Origin of the sequence: Kordia sp. SMS9 (assembly GCF_003352465.1) — a bacterium.
In the GTDB taxonomy this organism is placed as follows: domain Bacteria; phylum Bacteroidota; class Bacteroidia; order Flavobacteriales; family Flavobacteriaceae; genus Kordia.
In genome coordinates this window covers 923985-944348 of sequence record NZ_CP031153.1, presented here as the reverse complement: position 1 = coordinate 944348, position 20364 = coordinate 923985, and the positions used below count along the sequence as shown (strand labels likewise).

The following is a 20364-nucleotide window of genomic DNA, read 5'->3' as shown; positions in this document are numbered from 1 at the left end:
ACATAAAAAAACCATCTACATTTTTGTGTAGATGGCTTGCTATTTTAACTGTAATTTAGATTACTGTTTTATAATAGTTTTAATAGTGGTTTCACCAGCGCGTGTGAGTTGAAAGTAATAGGTGCCAGGTTGAAGTTGAGAAGTGTCCATCGTATAAGAAATACTAGTGTCGTTGAAGCTAGTACTCATTAGTGTGTGTTGACTTACAGGATTGCCAGTGTTGTCAAAAATAGCCACCTCAAGTGGTTCTTGTGCAGCTGTTGGATTTTGTGTGCCACTTTCAGCATACATAATAGTAATTTGATTTGTAATTGGGTTCGGATACGTAGTTACCACCACAAATTCATTAGGGTTTGGCGTAAATTCTTCTGCGATTAACGAAAAACTAATTGAATCCTTTACCTTAAAATTAGGAGTTTTATCTATATAATCCCTTTGTGTAGCGTATTTCAATAGTTTAACGTTTACATCGTAAGTTATAGGTAAAATAGGATATTCTACTTCGGCGGTGAATGGATAGGTATAACTATTTGAAGGACCTTTTCTTTCAGCTTTCTTTTTACTAACAGGTGGAATCAATACTGGCGCGGTAATTCCCAATGATGTTGTGCCAACATTACCAACATTTTCAGGGTTGGTAAACTTAAATTCTAATCTAAAATAGCTAGTAACATTTTCTGTCGGTTGATAATCAAGATCAATATTAATGAACAAATTTTTAAAAGGCTTTGCATAATACGTGTCAGTTCCAGTTGTCAGCTCAAACTTTTGGTATTGTAAGGAGTCTGCTACTGTTAGAAGCATATCTACATTATTATAACCAGCTGACTGTACGTTTTGTGCGCTTATGTTGAAAATACAAAATAAGAACAGTGTTGTAAGTGTAATTTTTTTTAAATTCATAACAATTGTTTTTTTAAGTTAGACTTATTTTCAAAGTATGAATATTTCAATGTTCAGTACAACAGAAGCGTGTTCATATTTATAAATTTAAACAAAATGAATGCGCTAACCTTTAATTTTTTTAATGTAGTACGACGGATTTAAGCCTGTTTTGTTTTTAAACTCTTTAATAAAAGTAGTGGCGCTTTTATATCCAATTTCTTTAGAAATGGCATGAATGGTATACGATCTAAACACCGCATCTTCTTTCAATTTCACCAACACATACTCAATGCGAAGTTTATTGAGGTATTGACTAAACGATTGTTTTTTAACAGCATTTAAGGCTTTAGATAAATAGGTTGTATTGGTTTGAAGCAATTTTGCAGTATTGTGCAAGGTGGCGTTTTCCGAAAGGTAAAAGTGGGTTTCTTCTAATGCAGAGAGTTTTTCTAAAATTGCTTTTGCCTTTTCATCTTTAATAGCAGAATTTTGTGTGGTTTTTAGTGGTTTTGGTTCGGTTGCCTTTTTAGAAATAGCATCAATAATGGCTAAAAATTTCTGCTCTTTTAATTTAGCTCTTTTGTGATACACCAAAAATCCAATCATCAACAAACCAACCAACACGATAGAAACGATCATAATGACTTTTTTGTCTGCTAAGCTTTGGGTGTTTTCGTTGGCAAGTTTCTTATTTTCTAGCTCGTATTTTTTAATGTCATCTTCATATAACAAATCTTTTGCTGCGGATTGTTTTTCGCTTTTTTTCTGGAGAATATCTTTTAACTCACGGAGGTAAAAAGCTTCCTTTTCTTTATTGTTCTGAATCTTTGAAATATCACCTGCTAAGGTGTACATTTCTTCAATTCTGTCGGTATAACTATCTTCACCAGCACGTTTAAAAATGGCATCCAAAAGCAACATAGCTTCTTCGTTTTTTCCTTGTTTGCTTAAATTCTGCGCAATGTAAAAATCGGTGATGTATAAGTTATTTTGTAAGCCAGCTTTTTTCAGCTTTTCTTTTCCTTCTTGTAAAAAGCCTAACGATTTAAAATATTCTCCTTTTTCATAATACACTTTCCCTAAATTGATATTAAAACGTGCTTTAAAAATCTCTAAGTTATTTTTTTCGGCAATCGCAACGCTTTTTTTGTAGTCTTCATCAATAATCGCAATGCCTTTTTTATACGTTTCTTCGGCTTCGTCAAATCGTTTCAATTCAGCAAGACACAACACTTTTCCCAAAAGTGAACTTAACAATGAAGCTTTATCTTGAGGCGAAAATGGTGCTTCTTTTTCATTGAGAATTTTCAAAGCGGAATTAAAACTGTCCAATGCATTTCCATAGCGTTTTAGCTTGGCGCGAATATTTGCAATATTGACCAAACACAATACTTCGTTCGAAGAATTTTGTGTTTCGGCAGCTAATTCTTTGGCAATCAAATACGGTTTTAACGCTTCGTCGTAAATTCCCATCACATACCAAGTGCTACCTAGCAAAACATTGTTTTGTATGCTACTAACAGTATCTTTTGCGCGTTCTGCAAATCTAGCAGCAATATACGAACGCTTCAATGCTTCATGATAATCTGCTTGCTGAAACGTGATGTATGCAATTTGAGAGTTAGCAAAAAGCTGAATCGCATCATTTTCTTCCTTTTTTCCCCTTTCTAAATACAGCCTGCAATACTCCAATCCTAAAGCGATATCATTTTCTTGGTAAAAAGTATCTTGAATCATTTCTTCAATCCGATCCAAAGAGTCAGATTCAGAAATAAACAATTGCATCTCTTTGGCAATAGTTGCTTCTTGCGCCAGCATACAATGCGACAGCAACAAAAAGATAAAATATCGTGCTTGAGTTCTAATAAATGGTAGTATGCAAACAATATGCTTCATCATAATGTAGGTTTGTAAGAATTCGGCTCACAGAGTTATCAGAAATATACAATATAAAATTGAATACAATAATGTGTCGCACGTTATTTTTAATCGTTACAAGTTGTTCTGATCATTATGAAAACACAAAAAAAGAAGCTTTTACTATTGTACTAGTAAGGTGAAACTATTTTTTTTGGAATAGTAATTGTAATGCTAACATAAATTAACAATTATGTAAAGACTATTTTCTTATTTTTACAAACCTATTTATTGAACATGAAACGTACACTTACTATATTCTTCTTACTTATAAGCTTCTTACTGCAAGCACAACAACAAGACGCCGCTTTTGAAACGGGTGAATGGTTTAAATTCAGAATTCACTACGGATTTATCAATGCAAGTTATGCCACACTTGAAGTAAAAGAAGATTACCTAAATGGAAAAGACGTGTATCATGTGGTTGGAAAAGGAAAAACAACAGGTTTTGCTAGCATCTTTTTTAAGGTAGATGATAATTACGAAAGCTTTTTTGACAAACAGACTGGAATGCCGTACAAGTTTATTCGTAAAATTGATGAAGGTGGCCATACGAAAGATGTTGAAATCAAATTCAATCACGAAAAAGAAAAAGCACTTGTCAACAATAAAAAACACAAGACAAAACAGGAAATTGACATCGAAAAAAATGTACAAGACATGGTTTCGGCGTTTTATTACTTGCGAAACAATTACGATGTTTCTACCATCAAAGAAGGCGATGAGGTAGTATTGAACATGTTTTTTGACAAAGAAAACTTTAAATTCAAATTGAAATTCTTAGGAAGAGAAACGATGCGGACCAAATTTGGGAAAGTTCCCTGTTTAAAATTTCGTCCGTATGTACAAGCAGGACGCGTATTTAAAGAAAGTGAAAGCTTAACATTGTGGGTTTCTGATGATGAAAACAAAGTGCCAATTCGAATCAAAGCAAAATTGGTTGTAGGTTCGCTAAAAGCAGATTTAGACGCTTTCAAAGGACTCAAACATCCTTTTAAAATACTAGTAGACTAATGAAGATGAGTCACTAACATTTTTTGTTATTTGTAAATAGTGGTACATTACATCTGCCAATAGGTTTAACATAAAAATATCAGATGAAAATTTCTCCAGAAATTGCAGCGCGAATTGAAAAATTAGAAAAAAAATATACAAATTCTGGGCAAGACTTAGGCGCCTATCTCGACGGTTTACTACATCAACGATATCTTACGTATTGGGAATATATTCACCTCGATACCTTATTAAGTTTACAAATACCACGCACATTTTTCCCCGATGAAGAAATCTTCATCATGTATCATCAAATTACCGAATTGTACTTTAAGCTCATTATTCACGAGCAAAAGCAAATCATTGATGACAAAGACCAAACAGCAGAATTTTTCACACAACGCATTCACCGAATCAATAATTACTTCAAAGCGCTCATTTCTTCGTTCGAAATTATGATCAACGGAATGGAACGCGAACAATTCCTTAACTACCGAATGTCGCTGTTGCCTGCAAGCGGATTTCAATCCGCACAATACCGAATGATTGAATTGTACTCTACACCTATGGAAAATTTAGTGCATCACACCGTTCGCGACCAATTTTCAGCCGAAAACAGTTTGGACGATCTTTACGAAAATATCTACTGGAAAAAAGGGGCTACCGATAGCAAAACAGGCGAAAAAACACTCACACTCAAACAATTTGAATATCGCTACACACCGCGTTTCATGCGAATTGCGACACAAGTTCAACAAAGCACCATATATCATCGCTATTTAGCGTTGCCTGAACAGGTAAAACAAAATAAGAATCTAATTGATGCGCTCAAAAAGCTCGATCTCAACGCAAATGTCAATTGGCCATTGATGCACATGGGCTCGGCATATCGCTATTTGCGACGCGAAAAAACCACGATTGAAGCCACTGGCGGAACCAATTGGAGAGAATACTTGCCTCCAAGTTTTCAAAAAGTGATCTTTTTTCCCGAAATTTGGAGCGAAAATGAAAAAAGCGAATGGGGAAAAGAATGGGTAAACCATGTCTTCAACACAGAAAAGAAACGATGAGAATAGGGAAAATTATACTGCTAACACTAGTATTTATAGGAGCTTACGCTTGTGGAGGTGAAAAGAAAGAATCTACAAAAACGGTACACGTAGAAGTGCCAGCACCAGATCCGATGGAGTTTGGTTTTAACCTAAATGACTATGTTGTCGTGCGTGATACGGTGCGAAAAGGAGATAGTTTTGGTGAAATCTTAGAAAAAAATCACATTGGCTACTCGAAAATCTTTCAAATTGCCGAAAAAACAAAAGATACTTTTGACATCCGCAAATTAGTTGCTGGAAAACCATATACTTTACTTTGCACAAAAGGCGATTCGTTACAACGACCTGAATGTTTCATCTATCAAAAAAATAGTGTAGATTACGTAGTGATCAAATTTAAAGATTCCATCAATGCATATTCGGAAAGCAAACCTGTAAAAATTGTAGAAAAAGAAGCTTCAGGCGTTATTACAAGTTCGTTGTCCGCATCTTTGGACGAAGCAGGTTTAAGTCAGCGTTTGGCGTACGACATGTCAGACATTTACGCATGGACGATTGACTTTTTTAGACTGCAAGAAGGTGACGAATACAAGTTAATTTATACGGAAAAATATATAAATGACACCACTTTCGTGGGAATTGACAAAATTCATGCTGCATATTTTAAGCACAATGGTGAACCGTTTTATGCCTTTGAATTTGAGACGGATTCGCTCAATCAAATTGTAGATTATTTTGATGAAAATGCTAAAAACTTACGCCGTGCTTTCTTAAAAGCGCCCGTGCGTTTCAAACAAGTGCGAATTTCATCACGTTACAACTTACGCAGACGCATCAAACTGTATGGAAATCGTATACGACCACACAAAGGAACTGATTTTGCAGCACCAATTAATACACCAATTATCGCAACAGCCAATGGTGTTGTGGTAGAATCTGCCCGTAGAGGCGGAAATGGAAATTATGTCAAAATAAAACATAACAGCACGTACTCTACGCAATACTTGCACATGAAAAAGCGAAAAGCAAAAGTGGGTGAATTTGTAAAGCAAGGCGATGTTATTGGTTGGGTTGGAATGACTGGAAACACTTCTGGACCACACGTATGTTATCGTTTTTGGAAAAATGGGCGCCAAGTAGATCCATTCAAGCAAAAATTACCCGATGCCGACCCGATAGATGCGAAATTAAAAGAAGCATACTTAAAATACATACAGCCATTAAAAACTCAAATTGATGGCATTCAAATAACGCTTCCAATGGAGGAAGCGCCGATAACTGCAATAAACTAACAACTCATGTTAACAAACATAAACCCCACAGAAACTGAAGTTTGGAATACACTTCAGGAGCACTTCCATGCAACGAAATCGTTTGCGATGAAAGACTATTTTTCAACGGATGCTCAAAGAGCGGATCGTTTTACTATTAAATGGAAAGATTTTTATGTGGACTATTCCAAAAACAGAATCACTCAAGAAACCATGGATTTGCTATTGAAATTGGCAGAAGAAGTGAATCTCAAAGAAAATATAGAAAAGTATTTTGGCGGCGATAGTATCAATGAAACGGAAGGTAGAGCTGTGTTGCATACCGCTTTGCGCGAAAAAGAAAGCAGCGAAGTATTGGTGGACGGCAAAAATGTCATTCCTGAAATATACAAAGTCAAACAACAAATAAAAAAATTTTCAGAAGCGATCATTTCTGGTGATAAAAAAGGACACACAGGAAAAGCGTTTACAGATATTGTAAATATTGGAATCGGTGGTTCTGACTTAGGTCCTGTCATGGTTACAGAAGCGTTACAATATTATAAAAATCATCTCAATGTGCATTTTGTATCCAATGTTGATGGTGATCATGCACAGGAAATTATTAAAAATCTAAATCCTGAAACGACCTTATTTGTGATTGTTTCTAAAACATTTACAACGCAGGAAACTTTAACGAATGCAATGACCATTCGTACATGGTTTTTAACACATGCTTCAGAAGCTGCGGTTGCAAAGCACTTTGTGGCAGTGTCAACCAATTTAGAAAAAATTAACGAATTCGGAATTGCATCCGATAACGTATTCCCAATGTGGAATTGGGTTGGCGGACGTTTTTCTTTATGGAGTGCCGTTGGTTTAACCATTAGTTTGGCAACTGGCTATGATAACTTTGACAAGTTGTTAAAAGGCGCACACGAAATGGATACACATTTTAAAACCGCTTCGTTTGATGAAAATATTCCTGTGGTATTGGCATTACTAAGTGTTTGGTACAATAATTTTTATGGTGCTGAAAGTGAAGCCATCATTCCATACACACAATACTTACACCAATTTGCGGCATATTTGCAACAAGGCATCATGGAAAGTAATGGCAAAAGTGTGGACAGAGCGGGAAATCGTGTCAACTACGAAACAGGAACCTTAATTTGGGGTGAACCTGGAACCAACTCACAACATGCGTTCTTTCAATTAATTCATCAAGGAACCAAGCTCATTCCGGCAGACTTTATTGGATATGTACAATCGTTACATGGAAATACAGACCATCACGATAAATTAATGGCAAACTTCTTTGCACAAACAGAAGCGTTGTTAAACGGAAAAACAAAAGAAGAGGTTGTAGAAGAACTTACGGCAAAAGGAATGGAAGCTTCACAAATAGAAAAATTACTTCCATACAAACTATTTGAAGGTAACAAACCTACCAATACTATTTTAATAGATAAGCTTACGCCAGAAAGTTTAGGAGCATTGATCGCTTTATACGAACACAAAATATTTGTACAAGGTGTTATTTGGAATATTTTTAGTTATGATCAATGGGGAGTTGAACTTGGAAAACAACTCGCCACAAAAATTTTAACAGACATTAAGAGTCCTGAAATTGCGGAACATGACGCTTCTACAGCAAATCTTTTGAGATACTTCAAAGAAAATCAAAAATAAATGTTAATAATTCGGTTTATATCTTAATTCATTGCAAAACAATTAAATAGCTAATTAGTGTAAATTTGGTAAAAATGTTAAAACATTTAACATTCGCTTAATATATGCATGCACAATAAACACGATTTTTGCGGCATTAAATAAACTAATAAAACTTATGAAAACGTTTAACACTTTGTTTTTTGTAGTAGCGATGTTCTTATCAACATCTGTTGCTTTAGCTCAAGGAACAATTACAGGTACTGTAGTGGATGCAGAGTCAGGGCCACTTCCCGGTGCAAGTGTAGTTGTGAAAGGAACACAGAATGGAACATCAACCAATTTTGATGGAAAATTTTCTTTAGATGTAAAATCGGCTTCCGGTAGTATTCAAGTATCTTTTATTGGATATGACACGAAAACTGTATCTTTTAAAGTTGATGGAGGAACTGTAAATCTAGGAACTATCACTTTAGTTTCAAACAACTCTCTCGATGAAGTTGTCATTGTAGGTAGTGGTATTATTGACTTAGCGGAGGACAGAAAAACTCCTGTGGCAGTATCTACAATTAAGAAAAGAGAAATCCAAGAAAGAGCGGTTGGTAATGTTGAATTACCTGAAATTATCAAGTACACACCTTCAGTCTTTATCTCTAGACAAACTGGTTTTGGTGATGGACGATTATTGGTAAGAGGATTTGACGATACAAATACAGCGGTACTTTTAAATGGTCAGCCAATCAACGCACAAGAAGATGGACGTGTATTCTGGAGCAACTGGGCAGGTATGGCAGATATTGCTAACGCAGTACAGGTTCAGCGTGGTTTAGGAGCTTCTAAATTGGCAATCTCTTCTGTAGGTGGTACGGTAAACATTGTAATGAAAGCTGCTGAAAAGAAACAAGGTGGTTCAGTTCGTTTCTTAACAGGTAACGATAGCTACTTTAAAGGAACTGCAGAATACAATACAGGTGTCAATGAAAAAGGATGGGCTTTTTCAGTATTACTTGATCACTGGCAAGCACACAGAAGATGGGGAGATGGAACTTTTGGACAAGGACAAAACTATTTCTTTTCTGTTGGATACACACCAAATGAGAGACACGCGTTTAATTTCTTAATTACAGGTGCACCTCAGTTTCACGGACAAAAATGGTCACAAAGTGACAATACTACATTAAATGATCCTAAGTTCAACCAACACTGGGGTTATACTTCAAACTTACAAGGAAACAACTATACTTCTGAGATCGATTCTGAAAGAAGAAACTTCTACCACAAACCAGTCATGAACATTAACTGGGATTGGACAATTAGTGATAAATCAGAATTATCGACAGTATTATACGCATCATGGGGACGTGGTGGTGGAACTGGACCTAGAGGAGACAGAACTAGAGATCTTAACGGTCAGTTAGATTATTTCGCTATTGAGCAATCAAATGCTGCTATCGGAAACGGTGGATTTGACAATGCAGAAAGCGGATACATTCGTAGAGCTTCTATGAATAATCACGCATGGTACGGAATCGTATCTAACTTTAACCACGATGTAAATGAAAACTTCTCATTCAATGTGGGTACAGATTTAAGATATTACGTAGGAGATCACTTCCGCCAAGTAGCAAACTTATACGGTTTAAGTTCATGGCAAGAAGATGGTGTAACATACACAGAAGAATACAGTCCAGATCCATGGGCAGCGTTATTCAACTTTGCAGATGAAGGAGACAGATTGGATTACGATTACTCTGAAACAATTACATACCAAGGTTTATTTGCACAAGGAGAGTACGCAACAGATAGATTTTCTGCATTCTTCCAAGGAGCAATTTCTAACCAGTCTTACCAAAGAGAAGGACGTTTTCAGGGAGATTTAGGGAAATCAGATAAGTTAAGTAAGATTGGATATAACTTAAAAGGTGGTTTCGCATACGAGTTTGCAGAAGACAATCAAGTGTATGTGAATGCAGGTTTCTATTCAAGACAACCATTCTTAGACAATGTGTTTACAAACATTCGTAGATCTAATGCATTAGTTGAACCAGAAGTTGATAACGAAGAAATTACAGGTATTGAAGCAGGATATAAATTCGAAATTGACGGTGTATTTAGAGCTGTATTTAACTTCTATCACACTGACTGGGATAACAGAGTATTATTATCAGGAGGAACACTTGTTAACACAGATGGTTCTGAAACGAACATCAATGTTTTTGAAAGAGGCGTTCGTCAAGTACACAGAGGAGTTGAATTGGAATTGGATTCAAGACCAACAGATTGGTTAGAGTTAAGAGGATTCGTTTCTGCTGGAAGCTGGCAATTTAAAGGAAGTAGTAATGTACAAGTATTTAATGATGATACAAATACATTAATTTCTTCACAAACGGGAATCAATAGAGATGGTGTTAAAATTACTACTGCACCTCAATTTACAGCAGGTCTTACGGCAAGAGCTAACGTAATGGAAGGATTATCTGTTGATGTAAATGCAAAGCACTTTGGAAATCACTACAGAAATGATAGAGATTTTGATGGGACACCGCAAACAAGAAACTTCCCAAAAATTGATAGTTTTGAATTAGTTGACTTTGGTCTTACGTATAACTTTACGATCGCTGGTCAGAGACTTACTTTTAGAGGAAACATTTTCAACTTATTTGATAAAAGAGGAATTCAAGATACAGACCAGTTTGGATCATTCCCAATTACTGGACGTACATTCAACACATCTTTACGATATAATTTCTAAAAGAAAACAGTTTTAAAAATAAAACTTTTACAAGACTAAAAAAGTCAAACCATTCATTTGGTTCGGCTTTTTTAGTGCTTATAACCTAACTGAAGTTAAAAGCACATTAAATTAAATTATTATATGAAAAAAAAGTACAATGTATTTGTAGCAGTAGCGATGTTTTTCATTGCATCGGTTGCTTTTTCCCAAGGCACAGTTACTGGTAAAGTAGTAGATGAGACAGGTCCATTACCTGGAGCAAGTGTGATAGTGAAGGGAACAACAAATGGTGTATCTACAGGTTTCAATGGAGATTTTACACTGAATGTAAGCAGTGCTACAGGAACCATCGAAATATCGTTCGTAGGATTCGGAACAAAATCAATTCCTTTCAATGTTAGCGGCGGTACACAAAATTTAGGAACTATTACCTTAGCATCTGACAATTCTTTAGATGAGGTTGTTATTGTTGGTGTGGTTGATATCGCTAAAGAGCGCGAAACGCCCGTAGCAGTTTCTACCATTAAAGCAGAAGAAATTGTAGAACGATTAGGAAACCAAGAACTTCCAGAATTGTTAAATGCTACCCCTTCTGTATACGCTACAAAGTCGGGTGGTGGTTTTGGAGATTCAAGAATCAACATTCGTGGTTTTGATCAAAGAAATACCGCTGTATTGGTAAACGGTGTGCCCGTAAACGATATGGAAAATGGAGCTGTTTTCTGGAGTAACTGGACAGGATTAGCAGATGTAGCTTCTGCCATTCAAGTACAAAGAGGTTTAGGTTCCTCAAAACTAGCCATTTCTTCGGTTGGTGGAACGTTAAACATTGTAACAAAAACTACCGAAAGAAATGAAGGTGGATTTGTAGGAACTACTGTTGGTAACGATGGTTACATTAAAACAATTGCTTCCTATTCTACAGGACGAATGGACAACGGATTTGCATTTACAGGATTGTTCAGTAGAACTGCTGGAGATGGTTATATTGATGGGACTGAGTTTGAAGGATACAACTACTTCTTAGGTTTTGGTTGGTCTAATGAAAAAAGAACACATGACATTCAATTTACGTTAACGGGAGCGCCACAGGTACACAACCAAAGAACTACAAGCTTCTTTAATGCAGCAACCTTAGCTCAGTACTTACAATATGGAGACAAGTATAACTTCAACAACGGTACATTAAACGGTGAAGAATTTAACTGGAGAAGAAACTTTTACCACAAACCAGTATTATCATTAAACTGGGATTGGGATATTTCTGAAAAAACAAAATTATCATCTGTATTATACGCTTCGTATGGTCGTGGTGGTGGAACTGGTGACATTGGTCGTGGTAGAACTGGTGGTGGAAATTCCGCTTTTGCTAGTAACTCAGCATTTAGAGATGCGGCTACTGGATTGGTGAAATTTGATGAAATAGCACAATGGAATGCTGGGCAATCCACTTCTTTTACTGGAACTGATGATGATCAAATTCAACTAAATCAGCCAGATGCAAACGGAAATCAATTTGTACAAGCAAGAAGCAACGGAATTGTACGTAGAGCATCCATCAACTCGCACAACTGGTTTGGTTTATTAGCCAACTTAAATACACAATTAAACGATAACTTAACGTTAGATGTTGGATTTGACGCTAGAACCTACAAAGGGTTCCACTACAGAAGATTAGACAACCTTTTAGGTGCAGATGGATATATTGATAACGGAAACGTAAACAACCCAAACATCGCTTTAACAAGAACGTATTCTTCTGAGTTTTCTTCTATTGTAAATGTATTTCAAGACATTGATAACGAAGATAAAATTGACTACTACAACATTGGATATGTTCGTTGGTTCGGACTCTTTGGTCAATTAGAATACAAAAGAGATGATATTTCTGCATTTGTTCAGTTTTCAGGAGCCAATCAAGCATACAGTAGAGAAGATTTATTCTTACTTACGCCAGAGCAAGGTCAGCGTACAGACTGGGAAAATATTTTAGGAGGAACCATCAAAGGTGGATTGAACTACAACATCGACGAAAACCACAATGTATTTGGTAACGCAGGTTATTACTCAAAGCAACCGTTGTTTGATGCAGTATATTTAAACAATACCAACGACTTGAATGAAGATATTCGTAACGAAAAAGTATTCGGAATTGAACTTGGATATGGATATACATCTGAAAAATTAAGTGCAAACGTAAACTTATATAGAACTTCTTGGAAAGATAGATTCCAAACAATATTTGGTGAATTCCCTGATCCAGATGATGCAACTGAAACGGTTCAAGGACGTACCAACGTCGTTGGAATTGAGCAAGTACACATGGGAGTAGAATTGGAAACAACGTATCGTCCTTTAGACTATTTAACGTTCAGAGGAATGTTATCAATTGGAGACTGGCAATATGGAGGAACCGTTTCTGGACCTGCATTTGACACCAATGATCAAAACCGTGTGGTTGGAGAAAACACCTTATTCCTTGACGATGTAAAAGTTGGAAATGCTGCACAAACTACCATGCGTTTGGCTGCTATTGTAGAACCTATAGAAAACTTTAAAGTTGACATTGCTTGGTTTAGAGCAGACAACTTATATGCAGACATTAGAGCACAAGACTTTGATGAAGCAGACAATAGAGGTTCCTTGCAATTACCAGCATACAACTTATTTGATGGTGGTATGTCATACTTATGGTTAGTAGGAAAAGAAAAAAGTCAACGAATTAATTTCAGATTAAACGTAAACAACTTATTCAACCATACCTACATCGTAGAGTCGCAAACAAACATCTTTGCTGATGAAGGCGATGCTACATTTAATGGAGTAAATACAACAAACAAAGCATTCTTCGGATTTGGAAGAACGTGGAACTTTAGCGTACGTTATACATTTTAGTCAACTACTAAAAAAGAACATAAAAAAAGCCTCGTCAATATTGACGAGGCTTTTTGTTTTATCTAATTAGTGTTGATGTACAAAAATCAGGTTTCACGATCACAGTATGTATCCATACGTGTATCACAACATTGACTTTCTTCTGTTGGAGGACATCCCGCTGTATAGTTGCCACCACCACCTATGGTAATAGTACACCAAACTGTTCCTCCACCTCTAACAACTGCTAAGTTGGAGATGGACATCTTTTTTAAATTTAACTTTGTTTTGCTCTTTTTCATGATTAATTTTTTTCTTTTTACAAAGATAATCAATCACGCCATGAGATGATAGTATTGCTATCGTTAAAGTTATGCAAATTCTGTCTTAAATATTTGTGAATTTCTGTAATTCCTTTGGTGCTTTTTTCTTTCAATGCAGCGAGCCATAATTTCATGAAGTCTTGATCAGGGAATTTAGAATACCCATACGCAGCCAAATAGCGATCGTCTGTTAAAAAACGATGCAACTTACTATCGTTCTCAAACATAACTTCTGCGTTGATAACATCGGCATAGCATTTCAGCGCACTTTTTAAATACATCATATAATTATATATATAAAAAGGATCTTCCGGATCAGTACTTATAATATAGCTGTACTTTTTATACAATGAATACATATACAATTTCAAATCGGCTTCAGAAACTTCATTGACAATCAGTGGTGTTTCTACATAAATCTTAGCCACTTTCATAATTTCGGAGATATCGCCAAACGGATCGTGTAAAATTTTACCAACATTATAAATGCAAGCTTCCATCTTTACATGCGAAAAAAATTGTCGGTTAAACTTTTTCAAAGTCACAGCTTTGCTTCGTCCAATAAAAGAAAAACTAAAGCCGTCTATCGTTTCCAAACCTTTAAATGATTCTTGCACAGTATCGTCTAAAATCAACCGAATATCTACATCAGAATCTTCCTTCTGAATACCAACAGCATAACTTCCCGTAAGCAGAATGCCTCTTACGTTTACTTGTGTTTTCCAATGTGTAATAAATTGTTCTAAAGCTTTTTCCATAGATGAAAAATTAAATCAATATACAAGTTGACCAATGTATTGTGTTAGGTGAATTCAACGAAAGTGCCGTCAAGCCAATTCCTGCATATCCTTTCCAAATACTAGTATCTGCTAGGTCTTCTTTTGAAATTAGTTCCACTATGATTTGAAAACACGCTGCTGCTTTTTCAACGAAAAAAGGTTCTCCAGTTTGTTGTCCTACTTGCTGATAAATTAATGCGAACTTAGCTAGTGAATTAGGTTGCACTTCCGTGAGATTATTGGCAGTTGCTTTTAAAAAGTGCATTGCTTTTTCGGCCAACATTGCATCCTTCAATATGTTTCCAGCTTTCCACAAACAAAACGCCTGATCAATTCGTGCAATTTCTGCTGTTTCAAGTTGATGCAATAGCCATTTGCTCGATTTTTCCAGTAATGGCGAACAAACAGGATTAAAATCATTGGTATTCGCAATTTCGCACAATACTAGGATTAGCCCAGAAATATTAGTTTCAGTACTCAACTGATACGCCATCTCGTCTGTTTCAAAAGGATACGAATGCTGTTTCCAATACATGCCATTCGCGTCAGTAATACTGATATACTCCAAATAAAACAGAAAATGGGTAATATATGTTTTGTAGGTTTCTTTTAAAGCTGAGTTTTGTGTCGTTACATATCGTTTCAAAAAATAAAAGCAAATTCCTGAAGCGCCATAAAAGAAATCATACACGCGGGTATTCAAAAACTGAATCATCTCTTCATATAGAAGCGCATCTACGGAAGTATCTAAAAAATCTTCCACATCAATAGCTGCAATATCAGTTTCGTTTAGGTGGCAAATCATCCAGCCAATCCCAGCCAATCCATTATAAAAAGTGGTGTGTGCTTTTGTATTGCTCATCACTTCAATAACTTGTTGAAGCGTTAAAATTGCTTTTTCTGCAGAAGCAGCTTCGTCAAGCAGTTCGCTTCTATAAAAATAATATAAACTTTCGCCTGCAAGTCCATCCAAAAGTCCCGCTTTTTCAACATTTGTATGTTGTGCAAGCTTTTGCAAAATAAGTTCGGATACATTGGATGTTAGTGCCATTTTGGAGCATATAAAGTATAAATTTATGACAAAAAATACAGGAATTCGTACGGTTTTTAAACTTTAGTAAAACAATAACACATTAAAAAAATAAGTACCTTTGTACATCAACTAAAAACAAACTTATGTACGAAGCTATAAAAACGCTGCATTCTTACTTTGCCTATTTTGTACTGCTTATGTTAATCGTAGCAGTAGCCAATGCTATCATTGGATTTACAACGAACAAAAAATTTACTGCAAAAGACTTACGCATTTCACTATTTGCGCTCATCTTTACACACTTGCAACTCGTTGTGGGAATCATTCTCTATTTTGTATCTGTAAAAGGATTTCAAATGATTCAAGCCAACGGAATGAAACTAGATAGTGCCAGTCGTTTACTCGCCCTAGAACATCCAGTAGTAGGAATCTTAGCCATAGTATTTATTACGATTGGTTGGTCTAAACACAAAAAACAAGAAACTGCCAAACGCGCTTTTGGTAAAATAGCCTTCTTTTATGGACTTGGTTTATTATTGATTCTTTCAAGATTGCCATGGAAAATTTGGCTAGGCTTATCATAACGTTACAGAAGAAGATACTTTCGCATCTAAAAAAATCCAGCAAAGAACTAAACTGCCAAATGAATGAGTTTATAAACATCATTTTATGTGTAAATTGGTATAACAATCTAAAAGCGATCCAACATCCAAACACAAAAAATCCGTATCAAACACGATACGGATTTTTTAATAATAATTTCGTCCTAAGAAGTCTAAGCAATCTAACAGCATTCATACTGAGCGAAGTCGAAGTGAAGCCGGTCTAACATCTAACTTACTTCACTTCCTTAATCACATGTACATACACAGGGAAATGATCACTATAACCTCCTGTATACGAGCCACCTGCAAAACTTCTAAAAGGATAGCCTTTATAACGTCCGCGTTTATTGGATAAATAGGTTTTATTGTAAATGCCCGCTTTATAATAACGGTATTCTGAAAAATCTTTCTTCAATAATGGTGCAGACATCACAATCTGATCAAACAAATTCCAGCCATCTCTATACGCAAGCGTTCCGTTTCCTTCTTTTGCCATTGCTTCCATTGGGTTGAACAAATCTTTTCCTTTCACATCTTTACGATCTTCTTTGGTTTTCAAAACCTCTTTCATGCTTACATTAAAAGGATCATCGTTCATGTCGCCCATCGTAAAAATCTTGGCATGTTTGTCAGCATTTTGTAAAGAATCAATAATGCGTTTATTCAGTTCGGCAGCTTTTACACGTTTTGGTCTACTTCTAGCTTCTCCACCGCTTCGTGATGGCCAGTGATTTACAATAATATGGACTTCATCACCATCTAACACACCAGAAACCAACAATTGATCTCTTGTGTACACTCGCTTATCACCATTATATATATACAAAGGATGTTTTGAAAAGCTATGCGGTTGAAAAACGCCTTGCTTATATAGCAATCCAACATCAATTCCACGTTTATCTGGTGAATCGAAGTGAATAATGCCATAATCAGAATCTTTCAACTTAGGATGCGCAATCAAGTCTTCCAATACTTTCTTATTTTCAACTTCCGCAACTCCTAAAATAGCAGGTGTAGTTCTCGAAACATCGTAGCCAATATCAGAAATGACACGGGCAAGTTTTGAAAGTTTATCTTCATAAATCTTCGAACGATCTTTTTGAATTTCCATCATCGGACTCTTCTCGTCGTCTTTCAACGGGTCATTAATAGTGTCAAACAAGTTTTCTACGTTATAAAATGCAATTGTTTGTACTTTATACTGCTTCTTTTTCTGTGCCCAAGAATGGGTAAACACTAGTAAAAAGGCTAGTAATACTAGGGATTTAAGGTTTTTCATTTAGTGAATGTTATGTTATCTTAAACAATCTATACAAAAGATAGACCAAAAGTAGGTATTAATTATAAAAAATGTACATTTGCGCGTCGTTATTAAAGATTTTTTAAACTCGAATAATAATTAATTGCAAATTACAGTATGAAAAAACTTATTTTTTTATTTGGGTTGCTATCAGTTTGGTTTGTCAGTGGACAAAATTCAATTACGGGAATCGTACTTGATGCCAATACCGATGATGCAATTCAAAATGTTTTAGTTTCAGTTGCGGGGAATAACAACAAAGAGGTTGTTACTGATGCATCAGGAGCTTTTAAGTTAACAGATGTTGCGGCAGGCAAAGTGGATATCGTATTTACCAAAGACGGATATTCAGTTTTGAGAATGCCCGTAACGGTTACCGACGGTCAAACACTTGACTTAGGTACAATCTTGTTAAAGAAATTCATCCAAGAAGATGTTACCCTTTTAGCATTGACAGATGATGAATTGAATGATGATTCAACGGCAGCAGACAACATCTCAGGATTATTACAATCGTCAAGAGATGTCTTCTTACGTACTGCGGCTTTTGAGTTCGGAGCAACTTTCTTCAGAGTAAGAGGTTTAGACTCGGAAAATGGAACTGTACTTATCAATGGTATTGAAATGAACAAAGCGTTCAACGGAAGACCACAGTGGAGTAATTGGGGAGGATTGAATGATGTTGTAAGAAATCAAGAACTTACAAATGGTTTAACCGCTTCTGATTACACATTTGGAGGAATTTTAGGAACGACAAACATCAACACAAGAGCTTCTCAATACAGAGAAGGTGGTAGGGTAACCTATTCATCTTCAGATAGAAGTTATACCAATAGAATTATAGCAACCTATTCTTCTGGTTTACTCGAAAGTGGATGGGCGTATACAATTTCAGCAGGAAGAAGATGGGGAGATGAAGGTTTTAACGACGGTACTTTCTACGATGCAAATTCTTTATTCCTTTCCGTTGAAAAACAAATAAACGACAACCACAGTCTTAACTTTACAGGAATCTATGCGCCAAATAGAAGAGGTTTATCTTCTGCAAATACACAAGAAGTATTTGACTTAAAAGGAATTCGTTACAACGAATTTTGGGGATACCAGGATGGAGAAAAGCGTAATTCAAGAGTACGTAGAGTTATTGAGCCAATTTTGATGTTAAATCACTATTGGGACATTGCAGAAAATACAACGTTAAATACAAACATAGCATACCAATTTGGTGAGCAAGGTAGAAGTCGTTTAGACTTTGGAGGAACGGATATTGATCCAGGAAGTGGTTTCCCAATTGGAAACGCTGCAAATCCAAGTCCTACGTACTACCAAAATTTACCAAGTTACTTTACAAGAAACTTCCCCGACAATCCATTGTTAGCTTTTCAAGCGCAAGAAGCGTTTGTAAATGACGGACAACTTGATTGGAATGCCTTGTACATTGCCAACCAAAATAACTTGGTAAATGGTGGAAACGCCGTTAATATTGTATACGAAGACAGAGCAGATGACAGACAATTTACGGCAAATACAATCTTAAATACAGCCATTAACGACAATATTACATTTAATGCAAATGTGAACTTTACTTCCTTAGTTTCTGAAAACTTTGCGGAAATAACAGATTTATTAGGAGGAACAGGATATTTAGATGTAGATCCTTTTGCAAGTGATTTAGATGTAGATCCTGGAGCGGTACAAAACGATTTAAACAATCCTAATAGAGTTGTGACAGAAGGCGATCGTTTCCGTTACAATTTTGAAATTCGTTCCAATACGATTGGAGGTTTTGCGCAAGCACAATTTAAATACAAAAAAGTAGATTTCTTTGTAGGTGCTAGTGTAAAAAACACAACTTATCAACGTGAAGGATTGTATAGAAATGGTGGTTTCCCAACAAATTCACTTGGGAAAAGTGAAAAACTATCATTTACTGGTTTTGGAGCCAAAGGTGGATTGACCTATAAATTAACAGGGCGTCACTTATTTGATTTCAATGCTGGATATGTAACCAGAGCACCATCTATTCGTAACACATTCTCAAACTCAAGAGAAAACAACAATATCGTACCAGACATTACGGAAGAAAAAATTACATCATTTGATGCAAGTTACATCTACCGTTCACCAATCGTGAAAGCGAGATTAACTGGGTATTATACAAAAATGGAAGATGCAAACGAAATCTCTTTCTTCTTTGCCGACGGTATTGGAGGAGACAATCAAGCGTTTGTACAAGAAATTTTACAAGGTGTAGACAGACAGCATATTGGTGGAGAGTTAGGTCTTGAAGCACAAATTACATCAACCATCAAATTAAAAGGTGTAGCGTCTTTAGGTCAATTTACATTTGCCAACAATCCAAACTTATTTGTAACTACAGAAGACAATCAAGATGCAAGAGCTGCTGGTTTTGTGGATGGAAAGCTAGACTTTGGTCAAGTAGAATTAAAAGATTATAGAATTGCTGGAGGACCACAAAGAGCGTTCTCGGTAGGATTTGAATATAGAGATCCAGATTACTGGTGGTTTGGAGCTACAAGTAACTTTTTCTCAAATGCATACATCGACGTAAGTCCATTGCAAAGAAGTAGTAACTTCTACACTGACTTTGATGGACAAGTATTTAATGATTACGATCCAGAATTGGCACGTGAATTATTACAACAAGAACAATTTGACGATTACATGTTGGTAAACTTAGTGGGTGGAAAATCATGGAAACTAGGTGACTATTATGTTGGTTTCTTTGCAAGTATCAACAACGTATTTGACAAAGAGTACAGAACTGGAGGTTTTGAGCAAGGAAGAAATGCTAACTTCAGAGAATTAAGAGATGATTCTGCATTGCCAACTAGAGTATTTGGTAACAGATACTGGTATGGTAGAGGAAGAACCTATTTCTTAAACTTATATTTTAGATTCTAAACAAAACAAAAAAAATAAAGATT

14 protein-coding genes are annotated in these 20364 nt (G+C 35.8%); 8 read left to right on the top strand and 6 right to left on the bottom strand.

Features of this window, described 5'->3' with window-relative positions; translation table 11 throughout:
• Nucleotides 1–60: 60 nt before the first annotated feature.
• Nucleotides 61–903 (bottom strand): T9SS type A sorting domain-containing protein, encoded by an 843-nt coding sequence (locus tag KORDIASMS9_RS04185; protein WP_114901637.1) that lies wholly within the window; start codon nucleotides 901–903, stop codon nucleotides 61–63.
• Nucleotides 904–1008: 105 nt separating this feature from the next.
• Nucleotides 1009–2784, bottom strand: coding sequence for a helix-turn-helix domain-containing protein (locus tag KORDIASMS9_RS04180; RefSeq protein ID WP_114901636.1), 1776 nt, complete (start codon nucleotides 2782–2784; stop codon nucleotides 1009–1011).
• A gap of 255 nt (nucleotides 2785–3039) precedes the next feature.
• Between KORDIASMS9_RS04180 and KORDIASMS9_RS04175 the strand changes: the two genes are divergently transcribed.
• The 6 genes from KORDIASMS9_RS04175 to KORDIASMS9_RS04150 all read left to right on the top strand — a co-directional run bounded on the left by KORDIASMS9_RS04175 (nucleotide 3040) and on the right by KORDIASMS9_RS04150 (nucleotide 13397).
• Entirely contained in the window at nucleotides 3040–3816 is a 777-nt protein-coding gene (locus KORDIASMS9_RS04175) for a DUF3108 domain-containing protein (RefSeq protein ID WP_114901635.1), read from the top strand.
• 83 nt (nucleotides 3817–3899) lie between these two features.
• A complete protein-coding gene (locus KORDIASMS9_RS04170) occupies nucleotides 3900–4865 on the top strand; it encodes a tryptophan 2,3-dioxygenase family protein (RefSeq protein WP_114901634.1) in 966 nt (321 codons plus the stop codon).
• Complete coding sequence (locus tag KORDIASMS9_RS04165) at nucleotides 4862–6139, top strand: peptidoglycan DD-metalloendopeptidase family protein (RefSeq protein ID WP_114901633.1); 1278 nt, start codon at nucleotides 4862–4864, stop codon at nucleotides 6137–6139. The genes KORDIASMS9_RS04170 and KORDIASMS9_RS04165 overlap by 4 nt, the downstream gene beginning before the upstream one ends.
• A 6-nt stretch (nucleotides 6140–6145) precedes the next feature.
• Nucleotides 6146–7789, top strand: a complete 1644-nt coding sequence (gene pgi, locus KORDIASMS9_RS04160; RefSeq protein WP_114901632.1) for a glucose-6-phosphate isomerase — start codon at nucleotides 6146–6148, stop codon at nucleotides 7787–7789.
• 157 nt (nucleotides 7790–7946) lie between these two features.
• Nucleotides 7947–10520 (top strand): TonB-dependent receptor, encoded by a 2574-nt coding sequence (locus KORDIASMS9_RS04155; protein WP_114901631.1) that lies wholly within the window; start codon nucleotides 7947–7949, stop codon nucleotides 10518–10520.
• A gap of 123 nt (nucleotides 10521–10643) precedes the next feature.
• Nucleotides 10644–13397 (top strand): carboxypeptidase-like regulatory domain-containing protein, encoded by a 2754-nt coding sequence (locus KORDIASMS9_RS04150; protein ID WP_114901630.1) that lies wholly within the window; start codon nucleotides 10644–10646, stop codon nucleotides 13395–13397.
• Nucleotides 13398–13483: 86 nt separating this feature from the next.
• Here KORDIASMS9_RS04150 and KORDIASMS9_RS04145 read toward each other — a convergent pair whose 3' ends face one another.
• Genes KORDIASMS9_RS04145 through KORDIASMS9_RS04135 form a run of 3 tightly spaced genes read right to left on the bottom strand, consistent with a single transcriptional unit; the run spans nucleotide 13484 to nucleotide 15529 of the window.
• Complete coding sequence (locus tag KORDIASMS9_RS04145; RefSeq protein WP_114901629.1) at nucleotides 13484–13678, bottom strand: hypothetical protein; 195 nt, start codon at nucleotides 13676–13678, stop codon at nucleotides 13484–13486.
• 29 nt (nucleotides 13679–13707) lie between these two features.
• A complete protein-coding gene (locus tag KORDIASMS9_RS04140; RefSeq protein WP_114901628.1) occupies nucleotides 13708–14457 on the bottom strand; it encodes a nucleotidyltransferase domain-containing protein in 750 nt (249 codons plus the stop codon).
• Between the two features lie 10 nt (nucleotides 14458–14467).
• Complete coding sequence (locus tag KORDIASMS9_RS04135) at nucleotides 14468–15529, bottom strand: lanthionine synthetase LanC family protein (protein WP_114901627.1); 1062 nt, start codon at nucleotides 15527–15529, stop codon at nucleotides 14468–14470.
• 125 nt (nucleotides 15530–15654) lie between these two features.
• Here KORDIASMS9_RS04135 and KORDIASMS9_RS04130 point away from each other — a divergent pair, with 125 nt between their 5' ends.
• Complete coding sequence (locus KORDIASMS9_RS04130) at nucleotides 15655–16095, top strand: hypothetical protein (RefSeq protein WP_114901626.1); 441 nt, start codon at nucleotides 15655–15657, stop codon at nucleotides 16093–16095.
• A 253-nt stretch (nucleotides 16096–16348) separates the two neighbouring features.
• On the opposite strand, the gene KORDIASMS9_RS04125 is transcribed toward KORDIASMS9_RS04130, so the two are convergent.
• Nucleotides 16349–17395: an endonuclease/exonuclease/phosphatase family protein gene (locus tag KORDIASMS9_RS04125; protein WP_114901625.1), complete on the bottom strand. Its 1047-nt coding sequence runs from the start codon at nucleotides 17393–17395 to the stop codon at nucleotides 16349–16351.
• Nucleotides 17396–17533: 138 nt separating this feature from the next.
• Here KORDIASMS9_RS04125 and KORDIASMS9_RS04120 point away from each other — a divergent pair, with 138 nt between their 5' ends.
• Nucleotides 17534–20341, top strand: coding sequence for a carboxypeptidase regulatory-like domain-containing protein (locus KORDIASMS9_RS04120; RefSeq protein WP_114901624.1), 2808 nt, complete (start codon nucleotides 17534–17536; stop codon nucleotides 20339–20341).
• Nucleotides 20342–20364 lie beyond the last annotated feature (23 nt).